Below are 22,812 nucleotides of genomic sequence, written 5' to 3'. Positions count from 1 at the left end.
CCCCTTACTGCAATTTTTTCGGTGTGAAGAAAGACAGCATATGCTCAGGTTTACGATTGGTTTGTCCTGAATACGATCCGACCACCAAGTTTTTTTCCTCACCCTCGTCAGGCCAAAACCGAGCCCTTTGCCAGGCAATGCGATTGAAACGAGGTTCCAGTGTCGCTTTATTTGGGTCCGGGACACCCTCATTGCTGACAAGGATATGAGCGTTGTTTCCTCCGAGTCCAAACGCGCTGACACCCGCACGCAACACTTTATTGGTCCAGGGTGTAAGTTCTTGAACAAGGAATAACGGACTTTCTTCAAATCGAAATCTCGGATTCGGATGCGGACAATTTAAACTGGGCGGGATCTGGCCATGAACCATACTCAGCAAAACCTTGATTATGCTAACTGCCCCTGCCGCACTCAACAGATGTCCGACATTACTTTTGACACTTCCCACGCCGCAAAGATCTCCCTTTTCCATACGGGTTCCCAGTACTTGAGTTAACGCTTTAAGCTCAATGGGATCTCCAATGACCGTGCCTGTTCCATGTGTTTCCACATAATTGATTGAAGCCGGATCAATATTGGCATCCTTGATAGCACGTTCGATCAACGTCTGCTGAGCCTGGGGATTCGGTGTGGTGACGCCCATCGTATGACCATCATTGTTAATTGCAGAGCCATCAATCACTCCGTAGATTTTGTCACCGTCCGCTATGGCCTGTTCCAATCGTTTCATGATGATTACTCCACAGCCCTCCCCAACCCCAATTCCGTTGGCAGAGGCATCAAAGGTTTTACATTGTCCATCTGGTGACAGCACCCTTGATGCAGTCAGGGAAAGATAAGGGGTCTCATCCAATAAAACTTCAACCCCACCGGCAATCACCAGATCTGCTTCCCCATTTTGCAAACTCCGGGCAGCCAGGTGGATGGCTGTTAGGGAACTGGAACAAGCGGTGTCCACGACCATATTTGGACCTCTGAGGTTATATAAATGAGCCAAATGTGCCGTAATAAAATTTTGACCTGTACCAATGATGGTTTGTTTGTTGTCCTGACGTATTTTGCTCATGAAATGACCTGTTCTTGCCCCTGCAAACACACCAACCTCAAGCGACTCAAGCTGATTTTTTCCATATCCTGCATCTGCAAGTGCTTCAGCGCTAACCTCAAGCCACTGCCTTTGCAAAGGGTCCAGATGAGTTGCCAGTGAATGATCCATTCCGAAAAAATCGGGATCAAACGATTCCAGCTCATCGAGAAAAGCTCCCCATTTGCTCATACTTTTCCCGGCTTCACCATCAGGATGGTAGTACGTTCTCCAATCCCACCGGGATGACGGAATTTCACGTATACTGTTTTTGCCTGTCTTCAGATTGTTCCAAAATTGTTCCGGGTTCACCGCATCCGGGAAATGACAGGCCATTCCAATAATGGCCACTCGGGAACGGGAACATTCTTTGGGCGGCTGGAGAATCTGTCGTGCCTCATGTCTGTTGATCTGTTCAGGAGATATACGTGGACTTGTTACGTATTTTGGCAGCAAAGCCCCTGTCAGTCCTGCGATCGTTGGATGGTCCAAAAAGAGATAAGGTTCCACCACAGGAATTTGAAGCTCGCGTTCTATCCGGCGTGCCAGCTGAGCAATCAGGATTGAATCCATCCCGAAATGTTCGAAGGATCGGTCTGGGTTCATTTTTTCGGGTTCAACACACAATTCCTCTGCGAATATGGAACTTAATTTCATCTGTAATATCTCTGATGTATCAGAAAAAGGAGCACCACTTGTCATAGGTATTTCGGACATCGTTTCAGCTTTAACCGCTCTGGAAATTCCCGCTTTCCCCTCAGTGTCCATGGATTCGCTGCTCACGATTGCCGGAAGCATGACTGCGCTTTGTTGGGTGACTAGTGCCCAGTCCAGCAGCTTTAGTCCTTCTTCATCCGTGATGCTGAGCAGGCCGGTTTCGTTATAAGCTTGACTTGGAAACTCACCCATCCCGGATTCCTTCCAGTTCGGCCATTGGATGCTGATAAGTGGACTGGTAGGGGCATGCGCTGCGGCATAATAATCCATGTAGGTGTTAGCCATGGCATAATCGCTTTGTCCGACACCAAGTTTCGAAATGGCTCCAGCCACGGAAGAGAACAGGACAAAAAATTGCAAAGGATCGTGACGGAAGCATTCATAGAGTGCTACAGTGCCTAATATTTTAGGGGACAACACCCTCCGAATCGACTCCAGCGGTTTACGAATAAAGGCGGGATTCTCCATGTCGGCTATGCCAGCTGCGTGAATTACTCCTCCGGCTGCGCCCATCGTTGAACGTATATGTTTTGCAGCCTCCAGAAGTTTCTCCTTATTACCTATATCAAGAGACAACACTTCAATCTGTACGCCCTGTTTCTCCAATTCCAGGATATCTCTTATTTTGCTGCCAATCTCGTCTTTGTCCCCGCGTCGCGCCTCCCATTCATGTCGAGATGGAAATGGGGTCTGACCGATCAGAACAAGTTTACGGACCCCGTAGTGTCGGACGGCATGCTGCGCACACAGCATGCCGAGACCCCGCGTGCCCCCAGTTACCCAAAGAACATGATTGGATGAAAAAGGGAGTCGGGTTTGATTCAACTGCTGTATATTCATGTTATCGAGTGTATCCAGATAAGCACTGTACCGCTGTCCTTCACGATAACAGACCTCCTGTTCCTTCCCTGCATGAGTTAACTCCTGAACGATCTGTGCTGCGATATCAAGCTCACTGTCCCTCGGGTCCACATCGATATGCCGCGAAATAATATGACTGTACTCACTTTGGAGTATCCTGTAGAGCCCAGCCCGTTCTGCTCCACCCAGATGAATCGATTGGTTCTGGAAAGACTCTAGGCCCATGGTGACTCCAAGCAGTTTTAATTCTTTGTGACCACGGGTATCAATCATTTGTTGGAGCCGTGCTATCCAGTAGATCAGTTTGTCCAGCATCATTTCTTCTGCTTCCATCTTTCGGCCACAGCCTGACAGATCTATAAAAGCATCACAATTCATCAAAACATCGAGCAGAAGTCCAGAATCCTGCTCTTTCTCACTCACAAGCACAACCTGGCTCCCATGTATCATCTGTGAAAGTTTATTGGCAAGTCCAACGGTTTTCATTGTAGATCCAACCACAACTTTCCCATGTCCTGGATCAAGCTTTGTAACCGCCGCGTGCCTCCATTGCTTCCCGAGAAGCTTGGCTATTCTGCGCTCTTTTGTGACAGGAGCAACATCCGAAATCTCCCTGTTTACATTCCTTTCAATGGAAGGCATGGCTTCCCCGTAACTCACCCAATACTTTTCCCGTGCAAAGGGATACGTCGGCAAAGGTATTCTTTTATACTTTTCCGTCAAATAAAGCCTGTTATAATCCAATTCATATCCTTGTACGTACAATTCAGCAATAACATGCAGGTTTTCAAGATATCGCGAATCATCTGTTGATTCCGCAGCGATTTTTTGGATACATTCATTGCCATAACGTCGAAGAACGGATTGCTCTTTGGAAGGCTGGCCTGATAAATCCGCCGCATAGATCTGTGATGAGCCACCGGTTTCAAGCCATTGTTCCAAAATGGAGGCCATATCGTCAGAATGCTGAATTACACACGCTAACCGATGCTCCAGATGTCTTCTCCCCGTCATCAAAGTAAAGCTTGTGCTTGCGTAATCAAGCTGGGCTCCCACTTTCCTGTAATGCTGCGCAATTCGTCTCACTTGTTCCCTCAACTGTCCTGTCGATTGTGCAGACAACACCATTAGATAACCCGGTTTATGTATTGAAGGAGAAAACTCTCCGGGAGACTCCTCGATGGCAAGGTGAGAGTTAGTTCCACTAAAGCCAAATGAGCTTACAAGAGCAGCCCTTTTTCGTCCGGGAGGTGTATGCCATGGATTCAATTGAGTATTGACATAGAATGGACTTTTCGAAAAATCAATATTGGGATTTGCTTTGGAATAATGGATGGATGGTGGAATCTGTTGATGTTTCAAGGCCAATAACAATTTGATAACACCGGCTATGCCCGCTGCTGCAATCGAATGTCCCATATTCGACTTGATCGAACCTAGTGCAGCATATTGTGAACGGCTCGTATACTTCCGAAAACTTCGGTTCAGTGCTTCGAATTCAATGGGATCACCCAGTTTTGTTCCAGTACCATGCGCTTCAACCAATTGGATCTGATCGGGATTAACACCGAACTGTTCGTATAGCTGGCGTTCAAGTCTTTCTTGTGAGGCTCTACTAGGGGCTGTGATACCATTGGTGCTCCCATCCTGATTGATACAGCTGCCTTTGATGATCCCATGTACATGATCGCCATCTTGGATGGCATCCTCCAGCCGTTTGAGCAACAAGACCCCAACACCCTCACTCGGTACAAAACCGTCTGCACGTTCATCAAAGCTATGACACCGTCCAGCAGGGGACAACATGCCCGCCCGACTAGCAGAAAGATAAAAATCAGGCGTGGATTGCACAAACACTCCACCTGCCAGAGCAAGCTCCACTTCCCCTGACCATAGGGCTTGACAAGCCAGATGAATGGCAACCAGCGAACTTGAGCAAGCGGTATCAACCGCAATCGCCGGCCCCTGTAAATTCAGAAAATAGGATACCCGGGCAGGTACGATGGATGCAGCATTGCCCCAAAAGGCTTGTGCAGGGGCCTGTTCACCGATCAACTTCTCATAGTCTCCTCCACAATATCCGGTATACACTCCGCATTGACGGCCCTGAATTAGTTCGCCCGCGTATCCGGCGTGTTCAAGGGTTTTCCACGATTCCTCCAGAAACAATCGCTGCTGCGGGTCCATATGCATTGCTTCAACATTGGAGATTTTGAAAAACAAGGGGTCAAAACAGTCGCTATCTTCCAAAAAAGCTCCATGGTTATTTTCGGTTTTCTCTACGGATGATCCTGTCTGTTCGGAAGTCCACCGCGCCCCACGCTGAATCAAGTCATTGCCTGCAGCCAAATGCTCCCATAATTCATCTACATTATCCGATTGCGGGAATCTGCCGCTGTAGCCAATGATCGCAATGTCCTTGTGTCTGTTGTTGGAATCGGAGGATGTTATATCGCCATCGGAATGACTCTCCATTGCATCACCCAACGTGAATTCTCGCTCTTCATTAATCTGTTCAGTCCGTTGGACGTCGGGCCTATCGGCACTGCGCCCCCCATGAAGCTGCGTTTGTTGTTCAGGCTCCATCGGTTTCTCCTGAACCATTGGGGAAATATACTGTGCAAGCTGATTGACACAAGGAAAATCAAAAATATCGGTGGTGAACAGCTCCGTTCCCAACCGTTCATTAATGGAATGAATTAATCGAACACCCGTTATAGAGTCAACCCCATAATCGGAAAAAGCCTCCTCAGGGTCAATAAGCTGTGCCTCCACTTTCAAAGATTCACATAATGTCCGAACAAGCACTTCCTTTATGTACTTCAGTTTTTCTTCGGATGTACGTGAACCCTCCACTTCGGGTAACCGGATGTCTGACGGTTTTTCCTGAATATCCTGCGAAATGCGACTCGTTTGACTTTGGACCTGATGTTTCACGGTTTGCTCATGTTTCAAGGTTTGCTGACGTACCACGCCATTGCTTGTTCCCATTATCACTTGCTGGCCCTTAAATTCGTCAGAATGAGCCAGTAACTGTACTTCCCCGAACCCCTCGGATAACAATACGTTTTTCCAAGTTTCCTGTTTAAGCAAAGGTCCTCCGGAAATACGCAGAGCAGGGTCCACATAGCTCCACCACCCATCCAACAAACCAAATGTAAGGTGATTCAATAGCGTATTTTCGGTGATTTCATTGATCAAAACAACACCCTTACAACGGAGCAATGCCTTAGCATTCCTTAAGGCAAGGCGAATATTAGGAGCGGCATGCATGACATTAGTTGCTATCGCTATATCATAACTCCCCGCTTGCAGAGATTGGGTGGACAAAGGTTTAGACAAATCAAACGTTCCGTATGTAAGGTACGGATAATGCGGGCCATATACCTGTTGGGCATGACTCAAAAAAGCCTGGGAAAGGTCGGTATAACAATACTCCAGAATATGGGAATGAAAATCATTCAGCCGGGTAAGAACTGCTTGGCTCGTGCCTCCCGTTCCGGCTCCGATCTCCACAATGCGGATATGTGCACTCGGCTCCTGCACAAGTTGCTGTTTTATAATAGCTGCAACCCGCTCTGCCAAAACGGCATTGAAATAATCGGCAGCAGGATTATTCATGTAAATGTTCTCCACCAGATGCATGGAACTATTCGGAAAAATAATGTCGGTTGCGGACTTCTGACCAGTCAAAATGTCCGGCAACGCTCGGAGCGTGGCATCCAACAATGGAATGTAGGAAGATACGTTTGGATCGGATAGCCACAGCAGTTTTTTCCTATCCCATTCCTTCCATGCGTGAGCCAGGTCCGTATCGTTGGTCTGAATCAAGGGATTTACAGCACCAGTAGAGGTGAAATAACCGTATTTTCGCAAATAAAGAAAACTCTCCTGCCACCATCTTCCGTAACGCTTGATCAATGAATCAGGCATTTCTGCTACAGCTGCATCTTCACCCCGGAAATTGCTCAAAAGTCCTGTAGCATGCAGTCTGCCCCATAATAATTGACCCAACAACTCTTTCAGCTCTGTCATTACACGTTCCCCCTACCGTCTGATAATCCCCGCTCTTCAGACCCCTGTTATACAACCAGAGACGGTACAGCTCCCTGATAGACTACAATGGATTCTTCTTCATCCAAGATCTGCATATCCACCAAAGGCTGTTTCCTTATCAATGCAATCTGATCCAGCACACCATTCATCAGTACATTTAGAGCCTCCATCGCTTCAGGAGCTTCGATTGAACCTTGTCCTGCTTTCGCCATGCGTGTCTTATAATATTCAGAACGTACCGACCCCACACTTCCCCAATATCCCCAGTTCATCACTTTGACGGGGAAATTACAGCACTGTCTCAAAAATTGGGCGAATACATCTTTGAACGTACAGCCGGCTACGTAATTGGCTTGTCCGGCCGAATTCAAAAAGGAGTTCATGGACGAAAAAAAGAGTACAAAGTCAAGCGACTCTCCGATACACGCTTTGGCTATATTGATGCTGATGTCTACCTTGATGGAATAAGCTTTCCGAAAAGCAGCTTCGTCCATATATTCCAGGCTACGATCCTCCAACACGATGGCTGAATGAATAAAACCATGAATGGTTTGATGATTTCGCCTAATATCTGTACATGCCTGACCCATTGCTTCCGAATCCGTGGCATCAATAGCCATGTAACAGGGCGCAGGTCCGAGCTCGCCCAGCCTTTGCAATTTCGCCTGAATATCAGCATCCAGTTTCCTTCTTCCCAGCCAGATGATCTGGGCTTTGTAATGCTGGATCATATATTCACTCCATGCCTCTCCGATTCCGCCTGCTCCCCCGATAACAACGTATACGCCTCCATGGCGATAGGAATGAGACTGCCCCGAACCCACAGGGGAATATGTAACGGGCACAAGTTGTTGACGAAACCATTCGCCATGTCGGTTTACGTATGGGAATCCATAGGAATCAGCAGACAACGAAAACAACTCGTACATATTCTTATCGTTCAACTGATCCAAATCCACCTGTCTAACCTTCCATCCAGGTCGTTCTTTGCACAATACCCCTATAAGACCATGTATCCCGGCATGAGTGGGATCAACTGAATCAAGTGTATGAATGGCGTTTGCCCGCATTGTGATTAGAGTCCATTCCATGCTGCGATTCCCATATCTGTCCTGAAGAAGTGCCTTAATCAGTCTGTACAGAAGAAACACGCCTTCTTCCTGAGCCTCAATCATTCCCTCGACATCAGGTGAGTTTCCGGCGGTTATCGGAGATATCCACACCATATGTCGAAGGTTCATAATTGGGGTCAGTTGTTCCGAGATCCGCATGATGGAATCCTGTGGATTCAAAACGATCACTTCGGCGTGAGGCAGATGTTTAAGCAGCTGAGTCAAGTACGAGCTCTTCGTACCTACCAAGCATATTTCTCCTGGGAGATCGTTGAGTACACGTTCATATTCATGTTCATGCAAGCCGATTGTCTGCTCTTTCCATACAGGGGCCAGCATTTGTAACTCGTATGTCTCCATCCCTTTAGTCTCTTCGAGGCCAGAAGCTTTCGGCTCAGATCTTCTAAAACGCATTGCCCTAATAGATACTCGTACATCACCCTCAACATTAAACAAATCCATGTCATATTCGGTATCTGCGTGTACAACGGCGCTGCCACTCTCCTGACGTACTCGGACATGAGCCCACATCTCGGCTTCGCAGGAGCCAAATATTTGAATTTGCTGTATGGAGAAGGGCAACAAAGACGTATCTTGCTGCTCCTCCTGAATTTTTCCCGAAGCACTGGACCAGATCCCAATGGCGGCCTGAAAAGCATTATCCAGAAGACCTGGATGAAGGGTACCCTCCTGAAATCCAGCGATAATATTCGAAGGCAAAGCAATTCTGGCCAATGCCTGATCATGACCCACTGATACAGATTTCAGACCCTGGAAGTCTGGACCATACCGCATGCCTCTTGCTGAAAAAAAGGAATAACATTGCTCTGAAGTGAGATTTTCCAGATTACAGCTGCTCAGGATGGTCTCCACTTCGCTAGTCTTGCGTACTCCACGCTTGGTAATCACAGCAGTCCCCTGGCTAAAAACTATGGTCTCTGTCTCATCCCCCTGGGACTCACTTGGTGATTGAACGGTCACCTCAATATCTCCATTAGAGGATGGATTAAGAAGGATTCGAAGCCTTCCCATACCTTGTTGAGCTACAACAGGTTTGAGCCATATCAGCTTTTGGAGGTTGATTTGTTCATCCTCTCTGGGTTGAGTAGCCATCATGACAGCGGCCCTCATCAACTCAATATGTGCTGAGGCAGGCAATACATTATATCCGTTTATTTCGTGATCCCGAAAAAAGGATTCCTGACCCGTAAATTCAAATTCGTAGCTGTATGCCCGAAAATCCGATCTGTTTTCCAGCTTCATCATGAATCTGTTATCCATTCCCGACCGATGAGCTCCAGCGTTTTTTATACTGTTGACTGGATTAGGAAGCCAGTGCCGTGTCTCTGCAAACGGATAAGTCGGGATGGAGATTTTCCGTTGCCCTTCACTTTTATCCATTGAAGACCAATCAATCCTTTTACCAGTTACCCAGAGCTGAGCAAGTTTATCGAGTTCTGCTTCCATCATGAAATCCTGATCTGTGGATGGATGATTGTAGTAAGTTATAACGTGTTCATCTGGGAGGGATTTGCGTTTGGATACGCTCCCTTGCCAACATCGAGATAGATCTGCCTTACCTGCAACAAACCGCTCAAGCATTTCCGTGGCATCCGTGATGCTCGAACTCACCAATGCAAGCCTTTCCTCCATCTCTTCCCTGCCCGTTTGCATCGTCAATGCAACATCAGCTAGGGTAATCCCATCCGTTTGACTCAGAAATTCAACGAGTCGCCTCGCATATGCTTCCAATCGATCCCTGTTCTTTGCAGAAACGATGAGTAACTGGGGGCGATTGGATATATTTTGGGAACTATTGTGCTTGGTCACATATTCGCGGATGACGATATGAGCATTGACACCTCCAAAGCCAAATGAACTTACGCCCGCACTTCTTGGGACAGTGTCATGTTTGCGACTCCACGTCTGTCCTTCCTTTACGATATAAAATGGACTGTTCTTCAACTGGATGTACGGGTTAACTTCATTTAACTGCAGATTTGGCAGCAATCGGTTATGCTTCATACTGAGTAACACATTTAGTACTCCCGCTACTCCTGCTGCTGCCTCCAGGTGCCCAATATACGTTTTTATAGTTCCCACTGCACAGTGCGGAACAGTGGAATCCGGGGATGAGCCGCTCTGCGTGCCATGCAACTCATCCCAGTTTTGAACCAGCTGAGAGAATGCTTTTTTAAGCGCATTTATCTCGATCGGATCACCCAATGGCGTCCCCGTACCATGTGCTTCAATATAATCTGCTGTCCTCGGATCAATTCCGGATCTGGACCACGCTTCAACAATGAGTTCTGCCTGTGCGTTAGGATTTGGAGACGTCAAAGTGTTGGCATGTCCCCCATGATTTATAGCCGTTGCCTGAATTACTCCATAGATATGGTCTCCATCCGCTTCCGCTTTGGACAATGGTTTGAGCAGCAATGCCCCACTACCCTCACCACGAACGTACCCATCAGCACCTTGATCAAAGGTTTTACAGCGACCATCCACACTGAGCATACCTGCCTGATTAAAGGCAATCATCAGCTGTGGACTTGCGATAACACTGATGCCTCCTGCAACTGCCAGTTCACATTCTCCGTTGTGTATCGACTCCACTGCCCGATGAATGGCGACCAGCGAACCGGAACAGGCTGTATCCACAGGCTCACTGGGTCCATGCAGATTTAGAAGATATGAAATTCGGTTAGCCAGAATGGAATGAAATATGCCCAAAGCTGTATGTGCCTCGGTAGGAATGCCTGATTGATGCATCAAATCATAATAATCTGAACTAACCACCCCAACAAACATGCCTGTTTTACTCCCGGACAAATCGGATGGCCTGTAACCAGCATCTTCAATGGCTTCCCATACGGTTTGCAAATAAATGCGCTGTCTCGGGTCCATCAACCCAGCTTCATAAGGCGAAATTCCAAAAAACGAAGCATCAAATTGATCAATGGCTTTCATAAATCCGCCCCATTTGATGTTGGTTTTATTAACTTCCTTTATTGGATCCCCATAATATTGATGCCAATCCCAGCGTTCAGGGGGGATTTCGGAAATAAAGGTTTTTCCGGAAACCAAGTTCTCCCATAGTTCATCCATACTCTCGGATTGAGGCATATGAGCGCCTATTCCAATAATGGCAATGGGTTCTTTATTGCTCCTATGAACATCGACAGGCTCACTTGCATTCTCATTTGTTTCATCATCACTGACCGGATGTGAAGTCTGCATTACGGGTTCATCGTGTCCTCCACTCATTCCATGATATCGGGCAATGTCTTCGCCATAAGCTCCGATCAGGTAGGTTGCAAAGGTCCTTAAAGTCGCATATTCAAACACAACAGGAGGCGTCAGATCAATGTTATACGTTGCGTTGAGTCGATTGACAAAATCAGTCGTCGAAATGGAATCAAATCCATAGTCGCTCTTATCCGCATCCAGATCCAGTTCCTGTATGTCAACACTAAGAATCTTTGAGGATATGGTCAAAATGACCTCTGAAACCCTTTCTAGTAGAACTTCTTCATTTATGCTGTTCTGCAACAACACATCCTTTTTCGATGGGTCCACATCCGCAAACGATGTTTTCTCGTGTACCTTCTGAAATTTGACCGCATCCCCGCCAACAATTACCAGCTGATTTTCCTTACAATGGAGAGCATCTTCAAAAGCCTGTATGGCATGTTCGCTGGATATCGATGAAATCCCGAGCGTATTCTCCAAAAAAAGGCGATGAGTTGGATCTACTCCCATCCCCGCTTCCGACCATAGAGGCCAATTCAGGGAAATCGTCTGACCGGAACGTAACCCCTCTTTGTTCAAACGATCCCGTTGACGGCAAAAACTGTCCATAAAGCCATTGGCAAAGGCATAGTCACATTGTCCAGCGTTGCCCAGAACGGACATGACGGAGGAGCAAACGACGAAAAAATCCAACTGTTCATGACAAGAAGCTTCGTCCAGCCAAACCGTTCCGTATACTTTAGGAGCGATAACAGCATCCATGTCCACTTTATTTTTGGATTGAAGCATTGAGTCTCTCAATACACCAGCGCAATGAATCACACCATGAATGCCTCCAAATCTGGCTTTGCACTCACGGATGAGATTAAAAGCGGACTCACGTTCCGATACATCCACCGGGATATACACTATTTCAGCTCCAAACTTCCCTAGATCATGCAATTGTTGTTCCTGATCCCTACTCAGCATGGAGCGTCCAGATAAAACAATGACACGAGCGGATTTGGCAAGCAAGGAGGCAAACTTTAGACCGATGCCGCCCATCCCACCTGTGATCAAATACACGCCTTCTTTGTTCCACTCCACTTGTGAATATTCTTTTTTCGGCAGCGATACCAATCTTTTTACATAACGCCGATTGTCCCGATAACGAACCTCCACCGCTTGGTCCCGAGCTTCCAGCTCCTGTTTTATGAGTTGGAACATATCGATTGGTTCATTTCCCGTGTCCAATGTACGACATGTCCATTGCGGGTGTTCCCATGTTACACTGCGCATGAAACTGCTTACCGCTTCACTTGCCGGTTCTTCTTTACGATCGCTGGAATAAACATATAAAAGGGTTACTTTCTTTTTGTCAGCACATTTCGCTAGCCATTGGCATGTATAAAATAAAGCGTACACGCCCTGGGCAAGCTGTTTACTCAGCAGCGTCCCTCCATCTTCAGAAAGCACGGCACCACTCCATCCATGAACGACAGTATCAGGAATCCACTGTAATTCGGACAGTCGGTTGAATAAACGCTCGTAATCCTCTTCATGTTCCGGACGGACTACGAATGTACCAGCATCCTGCTCGATGAATTGATTTCCTTGTAACACACGAATGATGGAAGCACTCTCATCCCATTGCCCCATGTTTTCTTCACCAGTAACAAATAACAGAAGTCTCTCACTTTTGAAAACAGTACCTTGAAGGTCTTGAATTTCCCAGGATGGATACAGATACGTATTCTGCAGCATGTTTTTTTCATTGGAAGCCGAATTATCATGCCGCTCTATTTCCTGTATAAGCTGGTAGGCTATCTCTGATGAGAGACGTCGTCCCTTCACCATTTCAAGAATCTGATCCAGTGATAACATCTGTTCTTTTCTCATCGTTCCTCCATATAAGTTAAGACATCAATGGGTTCAACCTCTCCGGCTTCCAATCTTTGCAAAAGTGTTTTCAGTGAGTCCTTCGCATGGCGCTTTTTGTCCTGAGCCTGTCTTACCGTAAAATCACGCATCTCCATGCATATTTGTTCCTGTTCATCAAGCAAGACAATATCAAACTTGAACGCTTTTCCCCCTTGTATACTCTGCTGCCTAACATACACACTTCCCTTGTCGGGAAGCCGATTCCACCATTTGACCGTACCTATGGAATAGGGCATGTAAAGACTAGAGCTTACCTTTTGGACAAGTAACATCGCTGTCTGCAAAGCACTGTCCATCGTTACAGGATGAAGCGTATATGCATATGACTGTTCATCACAAGGGAGTGGGAGCGCAAAGCTGGCAATAGCCTCACCTTCACTCACCCAACAATCCGTTATGGATTGAAATGACGGACCGTAGACGAGAAGACTCTTTTCAAGTGTGCGATATACTCCCGGAACAGGGTCACCACACCTTCTTCTAATCGCATCCATATCACGTTTAACTTCGTATTCAGTGCCTTGTCGCAAGGCTTGTTTATTGCCTTCTGTTTTTATTTCATACAACGTTCCTTGCCCGTGAATTCGTCTGGAGTTTGAATCATCGCCGGTCCATACGTGAAATTGAACTTTTTCCTCAGCTCTCGACAAAGAAATATTTACTTCAACAGGATGCTCCATAACCGTCAGGGGTCTTGACCACACCACTTCACCAAAACCAGTAACCTCCTGGATTCCTGCCTTCTGCGCAGCAGCCAATGCCATTTCCAAATAAGCCACACCTGGTAAAGTCCGTTTACCATCTACGATATGATCATTCAGAAAAAATTCTTTGCCAGTAAACAGCGTTTGGTACTTGAATTCATCCAAGGTTGAAGTATTCCAGCCAATCATCGGGTGCAAAGCTGGATCTATCCCCTTCCCCTGTGGACGCGGAAGCTTATGTACATCCATAACCGATTGATTAGCCAGGGTATTGTTATTGTCATGTAATCGATGTATTACAGACTCGAAACGCTGAGTCGGCAGAGCACACTTGTTAAATGTTCCTGAAGGGAACCATAGGTCCCACCTCACATTCACGCCATGGAGCCATAATTGATCGAGGATATTCCAGACGTCATATCCCGCTTCATCCTCTTTTAAAGCAAGTTTCAGCGTATCAGGCGCGGCCGATTGAACTACTCCGATGTCGATGATCTTGATGTCTGACGAAATTTTTTCCAGATCAACTTGGCTTTCTTGTGTTTGATGCAGCCATTGCTCAACATTTCTAATTTCGGGCAGGTTATCGTTTCGGTCATGTAATGGGTTTTCGTTTTGATCCGTATGCATCTGTTGCTGTTTCAGGTTCATGGATTTGGCAATCGCCCTATAATCCGCATTGGAATCCAAAACAAGCTGGGCGGCCATTTCAGGAAGTAAGATGTGATCGTCCATCAGATCCAATATTTGTTCGAATCGTGGATCAGGCTCAGTCATTATCGTCAAATCCCATTTGCGATTCAACCTCCGCAGTGAATGAGCCACAGCCGTAACGATAATGAACAACTGTTGAGTGGAAAGCTCCGTAAACATCAAGACATCAACAGGCTTCCCAAGCAACTCCTCCAAATTCCAATCGTCCCCACTTACTTTACCTAGAAGATTCGACCATTCATCTATATACTTTCTGAAGGTGAACTGATGAGAGATGAGTGATTGACCCTTAGTTAGATAATATTGAACCCGTTCGTGATCACTGACCATTGGATATTCCAATCGATCATCTTGTCTGTTCCCAGAGCCCACACTTTCAACTATTGTGCCACCCAACAAGTGACGAAGATAGGCCTCGTTAAAAGAAACCGGATACAAAATGTCTTGCAGTGTTGGATCATAATAGGGAATACACGGACGATGAAGTTTAATGATGTCAGCTTCATTTCCTCCTGCAAGCCTCGAAAGAATTTGTTCTGGCACAATCATCTGGTTTACCCCAAGAACTACCCACATTCCTGTACGTTCCCCTGTCATCCATTCCACTTTTAAGCCCGCATCAAGTAAACATCGAAGGACGGCATATCCCGCAATGAACTGACAGCACGGAATTGTCTCTTTCCCCCATGGTTCATTGTAGAACATCCGCCGATAATGATCGGCAAGTGGACGATCAGCAATTTGATCCAGTAAGGATTGAACGATGTCCTCCATATGCGGTAAATCACGGGTTAACATGCTAAATTGCTCATAGTTTATATAGGAAAAGTGCCCCACTCTTATTGCCCACTTTTGCTGCTTTGGCATGAAAGGACGACTTGATTCCGAATGCAACTCTTCCTTCAACTGCTGTAAGTTGTCTGCCATCACAGCATAACGATAAGGAAAAGCCACTCTTCCCGTGAACAATGTTCCACTAATATCACGCAGCGTACACTCATCAAACTCGGGTGTGAGCGAGAATGCCCTCCACGATTCAAGCTGTTTTTCCAAATGCCATTTTGATTTGCCTGATAGCGTGAACAGCTGAGAACGGCCTGCTGCTGCATCCTTCTGTTTGTTCGAGGGTGCAGTGCACCACTGTTCAATCACCAGATGTGCGTTGACTCCACCAAAACCGAAAGAGCTTATGCCCGCTCTTAAAGGCAAACCTTCGCCAGCACTATTCCAATCAGTTAGAGCCCCTGCCACTTCAAAAGGAGTGTTCTTAAAATCTATGATCGGATTAGGATCGTTAAAATGAAGGTTGGCAGGTATTTTACCATGTTTCATCATCATGATCACTTTCACAATACCAGCCATACCCGCAGCACTCTCCAAGTGGCCAATATTGGTTTTTACCGAGCCAATCCGACAGAATTGGGTTCGGGAAGTATAGGCAGCAAATGCATTTTTAAGCGCTTCAATTTCAATCGGATCTCCCAATGACGTTCCCGTTCCATGTGCCTCAATATAAGTGACCATTTCCGGGGAAATATCTGCATCATGATAAGCAGCCAAGATGACGTCTTGTTGTGCCTTCATGCTCGGAGCAGTTATGGATGCGCTTCTTCCACCATGATTGCAGGCAGATCCTTTGATAATCCCGTAGATATGATTACCTTCCGCTAAAGCATCTTCAAGCCTTTGAAGCAATAACACGCCTGCTCCATCCCCTGGTACATAACCATTGGCTTCCTTATCAAAGGTTTTACAACGTCCATCCGGACTTAACATTCTTGACTTGGAAAATGAAATAAATTTCCAGGGATGCAAATTTAGATTTACACATGCAGCCAAGGCGTAATTGCACTCTTTTCGTTGAAGGGCTTGTTTGGCTTCATGCACGGCTACTAATGAAGATGCACAAGCTGCATTTACCGATATACTCGCGCCCTTGAGGTCCATAACGTAAGAAATTCGATTGGCAAGAATACTTTCATAATTTCCAAGACAAGCGTAGCTATCTATCTCCAATTCGGGAAGGCACGCCATTTGGCGGTGATCTACCGTCATTACTCCGGCATAAACGGAAGTGATCTGATTCTGTAACCTTTGAAGCGAAATCCCGGAATCCTCTATGCATTGCCAGGATACTTCAAGCATCATTCGTTGCTGAGGATCCATATTTTTGGCCTCTCGGGGAGAGATACTAAAAAAACGGTGGTCAAAAGAATACACATCATCCAGCAGACCGCACCATTTTCCAATACTCTTATTAGGGGCGTCAATATCTTGAGAATAGAACTTTGATACATCCCATCGATCTGGGGTAACCTCCCTGACGGAATCCACACCATTCGCAAGATTATCCCAAAACGTCGTATAATGATTAGCCTGCGGAAACCTGCACGCCATACCAACGATCACAATATCCGTAAGGCTCATTTCCGGATTACTATCGGATGTTGACTTCGTGCCCTTCTTTTGTCGCATCATCACACCCCCTGTCCCTAACAATGCTAAAAGTTAGTTCGTCTCAACCTGCCCAGCCAATTGCTTCAATCGTTCCTGTAAAACCAAAGCCGTATCTCCCATCAACTTTATGCCCACTTCAGCTACACGACGGTTTCTCCAGTCCTCGAGATTTGTACCTTTCACCCATTGATTAAAAGCTCCCAAGGCTGGACCACAGTGGATCTGATAATCGACCTGATGACCTGCTGTTCCTTCCATTGCAAGCTTTGTACTGTGGGCAAAATACCACTTAAACACCAAGGCCATTTTGTATTTGGGATTCTGCTCGGCTTTCTGTATTTCCTCAGAAGATCTATATTGAACAACCTGGCGGTATACTTCATCAAAGGTTTTTTTGAAATATTTTTTTTCCAGCTGCTGTTTGTTTTTTTCGCTAATGTCATTCAAAGAATCATGCTGTCGATATAAATCATAAAGCTTGTTCGCTCTGGCGGGGAAAAATACACCTTTGCGAAGAACCTGTATCTTGGCTCCAATCTCAAACATGTCTCCAGCCGGGGCATATTCCGTGTCGTGAATGTTCATATCCTGTAGTAAATCCTTGGCAGCATCGCTAGTAGCTGCTTCAACCGTGCATTGATTGATTGAACCTGTTACGATAAAATCCGCTCCGAGCAAAAATGCTGCTGCTGCTGCTTCAGGTGTACCAATACCACCGGCAGCACCAATGCGAACTTCTTTCGAATAACCGTACTTTTCCATCATTGTATTGCGAAGACGAACCATGGCAGGCAGCATGACATACGCCACACCCGCATCTGTATGACCACCCGAATCAGCCTCAAGGCACAGATCCTCTGCAATGGGTACTTTTTTCAGGAGTTCTGCCTGAACAGATGTAATCTTGTTTTCCTTCAACATCTTCTCAACCATGAATTCCGGAGCGGGGCTTAAAAATGCTTCAGCCACTTCAGGTCTGGATACTTTGGCAATAATGCGATTGGTTGCGGATACCCGCCCGTCTGAAGAACGCTTTAGTCCATGGGCACGGTACTTGATTAATGCCGGAGTAACACCCATGAAGGCAGAAGCCTCTACTGTATTTACACCTTTACGTAGTAATAAGTTAACTTGTTCTTCTTCACGTTCAGGATGTGTCATTTGATGAAGAAGATTTAACCCATATGCCTGTCCATCCTGCAAATGGTGTTGTATATAATCGATTCCTTCTTCGATCTGCTTCAGGCTTAACCCCCCTGTGCCCAAAAAGCCCATCATTCCCGATTGCCCCACTTTAACAACCATCTCCGCCGAAGCAATGCCTCTGTACATTGCACCTGTCAAATAGGCCAATTTCAAATTATAGTCCTTTTTGAAGGTTTTCGAGCCAAGAGACTCGGCCAGTCGAGTTTCTTGGCTGCCAGGCTGTACAACGGATGATATTGGAGTATCGGGGTGGACTGCTGACGATAACGGTTTGACAGACATGTCATCAGGACGATATACGATGGGCTCGCACTCTGTCTGAATCTTTGTAACCAGCTTAGTCAGCACGTTGCCTGGACCGATCTCTTCTATTGTGTTTACGCCCATGCCCATCAGAACCCTTACCGTTTCACACCAGCGAACCGGATGTGTAATTTGGCGGACCAAATTGGCATGAATTTCATTTGTACGGTAGGGCTGAGCTGTATAATTTGAGATGACGGTCATCGTTGGAGCGGAAAATGTATAACGCTGGAGGTGCTGATCAAATTGTTTGGCTGATTCTTCCATATAACGGGAATGAAATGCCCCGCTGACCCTGAGAGGGATATACATCTGTGCACCGTTTTGCTCAAAAATTGGTTTTGCCTGATCAATGATTTCTTGAGGTCCTGCCAGAACAATTTGGGTCGGGGAGTTCAGATTGGCGATATCCAGTTGATGCAGTCCAAATCGTTGAAGGATTGTCTTCAATGCACTCTCGGTTAAACCGATAACCGCGGCCATCGCCCCTTTAGAGGCCATGCTCATGATTTCTCCTCTTTTATGTACAAGCTTTAATCCTGTAGCAAAATCAAATACGTCTGCGGCAAAAAGCGCATTGTATTCTCCCAGACTGTGGCCCGAAACCAAGCTTGGCTTTCTGCCCGTTTCCTTGATTTTATGTAGATACATCATCGCATTAACAACAAACAAAGCCGGCTGCGTATATTCTGTCAGGCTCAATTGCTGAGACCGATCGTACAAGCACAGTTCCTGAATGGAAAATCCAAGAATATCATCCGCCTGCCGGGTCAACTCTGGAAACTGCTCAAATAATCCTTCACCCATGCCCAACTTCTGTGATCCCTGCCCTGGAAATACATATGCCCACAAAGGTTCATCCCCTCCGGTTTCATTCGAATTGGCGTAACGACTAATGATCTGTTCCACATGTTTTGCATCCTGATGGAAGGGAGTCATGGTTATATATGTTCGTTCCTTCCTGTGGCTAATCTGATTTACGAGGCTGGAAAGTGTACCCGAAGGCCCCAAATCCAGAAATATACTATTCGGTTTCTCTTCTTTTATATGGGTTAACGCATGAGAAAATAGAATCGGTTCCTTGACAACTTGCCAGAAATGATCGGTAGATACCTTGGTAACAGGTTGTCCCGTCAAACTGGAGACAAGCGGGATCGCGGGAGCATTATATGACTGCTTGTCCAGATAGGCTAAGTACTCTTTGGCCGCAGGATCGATATAGGCTGAATGAAAGCCGTGAGTCACAGGTAATCTGACATAAATAATCCCCTGACTTTTCAGCCAATCCTCTGCTTTTGTAACCCCTTTCATGCTTCCAGAGATTACTAGATGATTTGACGAATTCACAGCAACAAGCTCGCACTCTGCATGCAGCTCCAGATTGGTGTCATAGACTTCACGACTATGCAATACAGCAAGCATGCTTCCTGGAATACATGTCTTGTGAATGATTTCAGCTTGTCTATAAACCGCTTCGAGTCCCGCCTTGGGAGTTATTACGTTGGATACAGCCGCTGCGGCAAACTCCCCTAAACTGGTGCCCACAACGGCTGTAGGCATGACACCGCTCTCCATTAACGTTCTGGCAAGCGCGTATTCCAACATATAAATGGCCGGATGTGTAATTAGAGTTTCATTGAAATCATCAGGATAATACGGATTGGAATCATATAATTCCTGTACAATGGAATTGCCACCGATGTCTTGAACCCAACGATCCATCTGCAACATCCATTGGCGAAAAACCGGATAAATCTGATATAATTCTTTTCCCGCCTGAAGATATTGTGAACCCTGGCCGGAGAACATAAAAACAATATTTTCTTTCATATGTCCCCCCCTTTGTTCCTTTACACAAAACTTATGGCATCCGGCTGATTCTTACGCATGCGAAAAGCAATAAACTGTTCTTCATCCGAAATATTAAAATATATGTTTCTCTCAAGCAGCATCTGAAGTGTCTGACCCGGTTCAATGCCAAATGAATGTGCAGGGTATACCCTGACGGAAGGATGTATTTGTTGCCGTATTTTTTGCAAACTCTGATACATCGCACCTGGATCTCCTCCGCGTTCGGGGCATATGCCACATCCCTCTGCAAACAGAGTATCTCCTGTAAAAATATGATTTTTTAATGAATAACATATAGAACCCGGCGTATGTCCTGGGGTGTTTATACAGGATATCAGTGTATTGCCTATTAAAATGGCATCTCGATCCTTTACAGGATTCAAATTCTTACAGTGGTACTCAAAAAAATCAATTTCGGCTCCCCCCATATAAACCCGAGGATTAAAACGCTCGAGCAATGCTCCTACAAGATGAACATGATCCGCATGGGAATGTGTCAACAGGATGTGTGTGAGTTTTGCCTGCTCAGCTTCTAGGGAATCCAGAATGGCTTCGAGGTCCCAGGAAGGATCAATAACCGCTGCCTCCCGGGTCGTTTCATCAACGACAATATAGCTATAATTAATGAATGCTTCATAACTGGATTTAATAGAAATAACCTTGTATTCACTGGTTGTCATAAGAAGTTCTCCTTGTTAAACAAATGAAATGATCATATACAAACACGCAAAACCAACGATAAGTATAAACGGAGTATCTATGGTATGAGGTGAGAATGCCTCAGCCAGAGTTACAGCTATAGGAAGAACTAGCAGTGCAACAACTAATTGTGGAACTGTAAAACTGCTTGCAAACACCAAAAGGATCAACACTGCTGATAGAAACACACATAAACTGCCTTCGATACTTCTCGTAAACTTTTTCTTCGAAAACAAAGCATGAACGCGATATTTATGTTTCCCAAAGCGAATACCGATCGGTTCGGCAAGCCCGTCTCCTAGTCCATTGATGATAACGGGAATAAAGGCCAGCGTGCCATAACCTATGCTTTGAAAATACAGAAAGCATGGTGCCAGAACGACGTAGCCGGCAATTAATTGCGTATTCATCCATAGCAAAGTATGAGGACGATCTTCGGGACGGTCAAAAGAAGCAAACATGCGTTGAACCAATACACTTTTCTCGCGAATTGGCTTAATATAAATGAGCATAATAACGCAGTTCATCAGCATTCCAACGATAAAAATAGGCCCGGTATATCCTGTACTGGAACTCACGATCATTTCAATAGCTATCGGTGTAATAAATGACATGAAATGAACAATTTTACGAGCGTAATTCACACGCAACTGATATTTGAGTACAATCGTACCGATCAAAAATTGGATTCCGTACAGTATGACAAACATGATGCTTTGCTTTATGATGAATGCCGTCATATTTTGCGCTCCCACCCCAGTAGATGAATGTCCCTTTGATAACTACTTATTTCCAAAAAAATAAAAGGGAGTCTTTCCTTTTCAATGTGATTTATAAAAACACTGATCATGGATAAGACTCCCGGCGACGGTTAATTTATTCACATGTAATAGATAATAAGAATACTCTAGTTAAGCAAAAAGATCCAAAAAGCGGCTGCCAATACAAAACGATAGATTGCAAAAGGAATCAGTTTAATCCGGTTAATTAACTTCAGGAAAAATTTAACTGCAATCATGGCTACAATAAAAGCAGTCACAAACCCCGTAATAAATAAAGGAAGATCATCAACCGACAGATAATCCCAGCTCTCGTATAAATCCTTCAGTGAAGCCCCGAACATAATAGGAAGCGCCATTATAAACGTGAATTCCGAGGCAGTTTTGTGACTCATGCCTGCTAGCAAACCTCCCGATAGCGTAGCACCCATTCTAGAAAAACCGGGAACAAGTGCAAAGCACTGGAACAGACCTACGATTAAAGCCTGCCGGTAAGTGACTTGATCCAATGTTTCTGCAGCCGGCTTTTTCGGTTTAAATATTTCGGCTGCAATCATCAGAATCCCGCCAAGGATTAACGTTACAACAACCGTTTGAGCACTGAACAAAACCTCTTTTATGTAATCGTAAAAAAATACGCCCCCAACACCAAAAGGGATAACACCAATAATGATATGAATAAGTGTTAATTTTTCCTTAGACTTTGTCGCTTTCCGATCTTCTCCAACATGGATACCGAGGATGCTGAGAATTCGTTTCCAGAACAGAAAAGCCACAGCCAGGATTGAACCGAGTTGGATTACAATCTCAAATGTCGAAGCACGCACAGTACCCTCGAAACCTAGCAAATGTCCCACCAAAATCAAATGACCTGTAGATGACACTGGGGCGAACTCCGTAAGTCCCTCCACTATACCTAGTATAAGCCCGATAATAATATCCACTAATTTTCCTCCAGATCCAATGAATTAAATTTATCGTGGTATGAATTCACAAAAAACGTTATATTTTGATAAGCATTTACACTAGATTCGCCCCTCCCCAAAACTCTTAAACAAAATGGTAATGGATGCATCAATTTTTGTCAATAAATCCAA

Annotated in this window: 7 protein-coding genes; all 7 read right to left on the bottom strand. The window is 45.5% G+C overall.

All coding sequences use genetic code 11. The annotated features are described in order from the left end of the window. Window positions 1-4: 4 nt before the first annotated feature. Window positions 5-6,697, bottom strand: coding sequence for a beta-ketoacyl synthase N-terminal-like domain-containing protein (locus MHH92_RS12905; protein ID WP_340904083.1), 6,693 nt, complete (start codon window positions 6,695-6,697; stop codon window positions 5-7). A gap of 47 nt (window positions 6,698-6,744) precedes the next feature. Continuing rightward, window positions 6,745-12,960, bottom strand: a complete 6,216-nt coding sequence (locus MHH92_RS12900; protein ID WP_340904082.1) for a type I polyketide synthase — start codon at window positions 12,958-12,960, stop codon at window positions 6,745-6,747. After that, window positions 12,957-16,898: a type I polyketide synthase gene (locus MHH92_RS12895; protein WP_340904079.1), complete on the bottom strand. Its 3,942-nt coding sequence runs from the start codon at window positions 16,896-16,898 to the stop codon at window positions 12,957-12,959. Before MHH92_RS12895 ends, MHH92_RS12900 begins: the two co-directional genes overlap by 4 nt. Before the next feature lie 30 nt (window positions 16,899-16,928). After that, on the bottom strand, window positions 16,929-20,216 hold the full coding sequence (gene fabD, locus MHH92_RS12890; protein ID WP_253507935.1) for an ACP S-malonyltransferase: 3,288 nt from the start codon (window positions 20,214-20,216) through the stop codon (window positions 16,929-16,931). A 20-nt stretch (window positions 20,217-20,236) separates the two neighbouring features. Then, entirely contained in the window at window positions 20,237-20,917 is a 681-nt protein-coding gene (locus MHH92_RS12885) for an MBL fold metallo-hydrolase (protein ID WP_253507933.1), read from the bottom strand. Window positions 20,918-20,932: 15 nt separating this feature from the next. Next, a complete protein-coding gene (locus MHH92_RS12880; RefSeq protein WP_253507931.1) occupies window positions 20,933-21,676 on the bottom strand; it encodes a hypothetical protein in 744 nt (247 codons plus the stop codon). A 167-nt stretch (window positions 21,677-21,843) separates the two neighbouring features. Next, window positions 21,844-22,680, bottom strand: coding sequence for an undecaprenyl-diphosphate phosphatase (bacA, locus tag MHH92_RS12875; RefSeq protein ID WP_253509482.1), 837 nt, complete (start codon window positions 22,678-22,680; stop codon window positions 21,844-21,846). Between the last annotated feature and the right edge of the window lie 132 nt (window positions 22,681-22,812).

Origin of the sequence: Paenibacillus sp. FSL M7-1414, assembly GCF_038003195.1 — a bacterium.
GTDB classification, from domain to species: domain Bacteria; phylum Bacillota; class Bacilli; order Paenibacillales; family Paenibacillaceae; genus Paenibacillus; species Paenibacillus amylolyticus.
This window is presented reverse-complemented; position numbering and strand designations above follow the sequence as displayed.

Excerpts from the sequence above, each read along its gene's own strand:
- MHH92_RS12885 (WP_253507933.1), bottom strand. The coding sequence starts at position 20,917 with ATGACAACCAGTGAATACAAGGTTATTTCTATTAAATCCAGTTATGAA.
- MHH92_RS12895 (WP_340904079.1), bottom strand. The coding sequence starts at position 16,898 with ATGATGCGACAAAAGAAGGGCACGAAGTCAACATCCGATAGTAATCCG.
- MHH92_RS12905 (WP_340904083.1), bottom strand. The coding sequence starts at position 6,697 with ATGACAGAGCTGAAAGAGTTGTTGGGTCAATTATTATGGGGCAGACTG.
- fabD (WP_253507935.1), bottom strand. The coding sequence starts at position 20,216 with ATGAAAGAAAATATTGTTTTTATGTTCTCCGGCCAGGGTTCACAATAT.
- MHH92_RS12880 (WP_253507931.1), bottom strand. The coding sequence starts at position 21,676 with ATGACGGCATTCATCATAAAGCAAAGCATCATGTTTGTCATACTGTAC.
- MHH92_RS12900 (WP_340904082.1), bottom strand. The coding sequence starts at position 12,960 with ATGAGAAAAGAACAGATGTTATCACTGGATCAGATTCTTGAAATGGTG.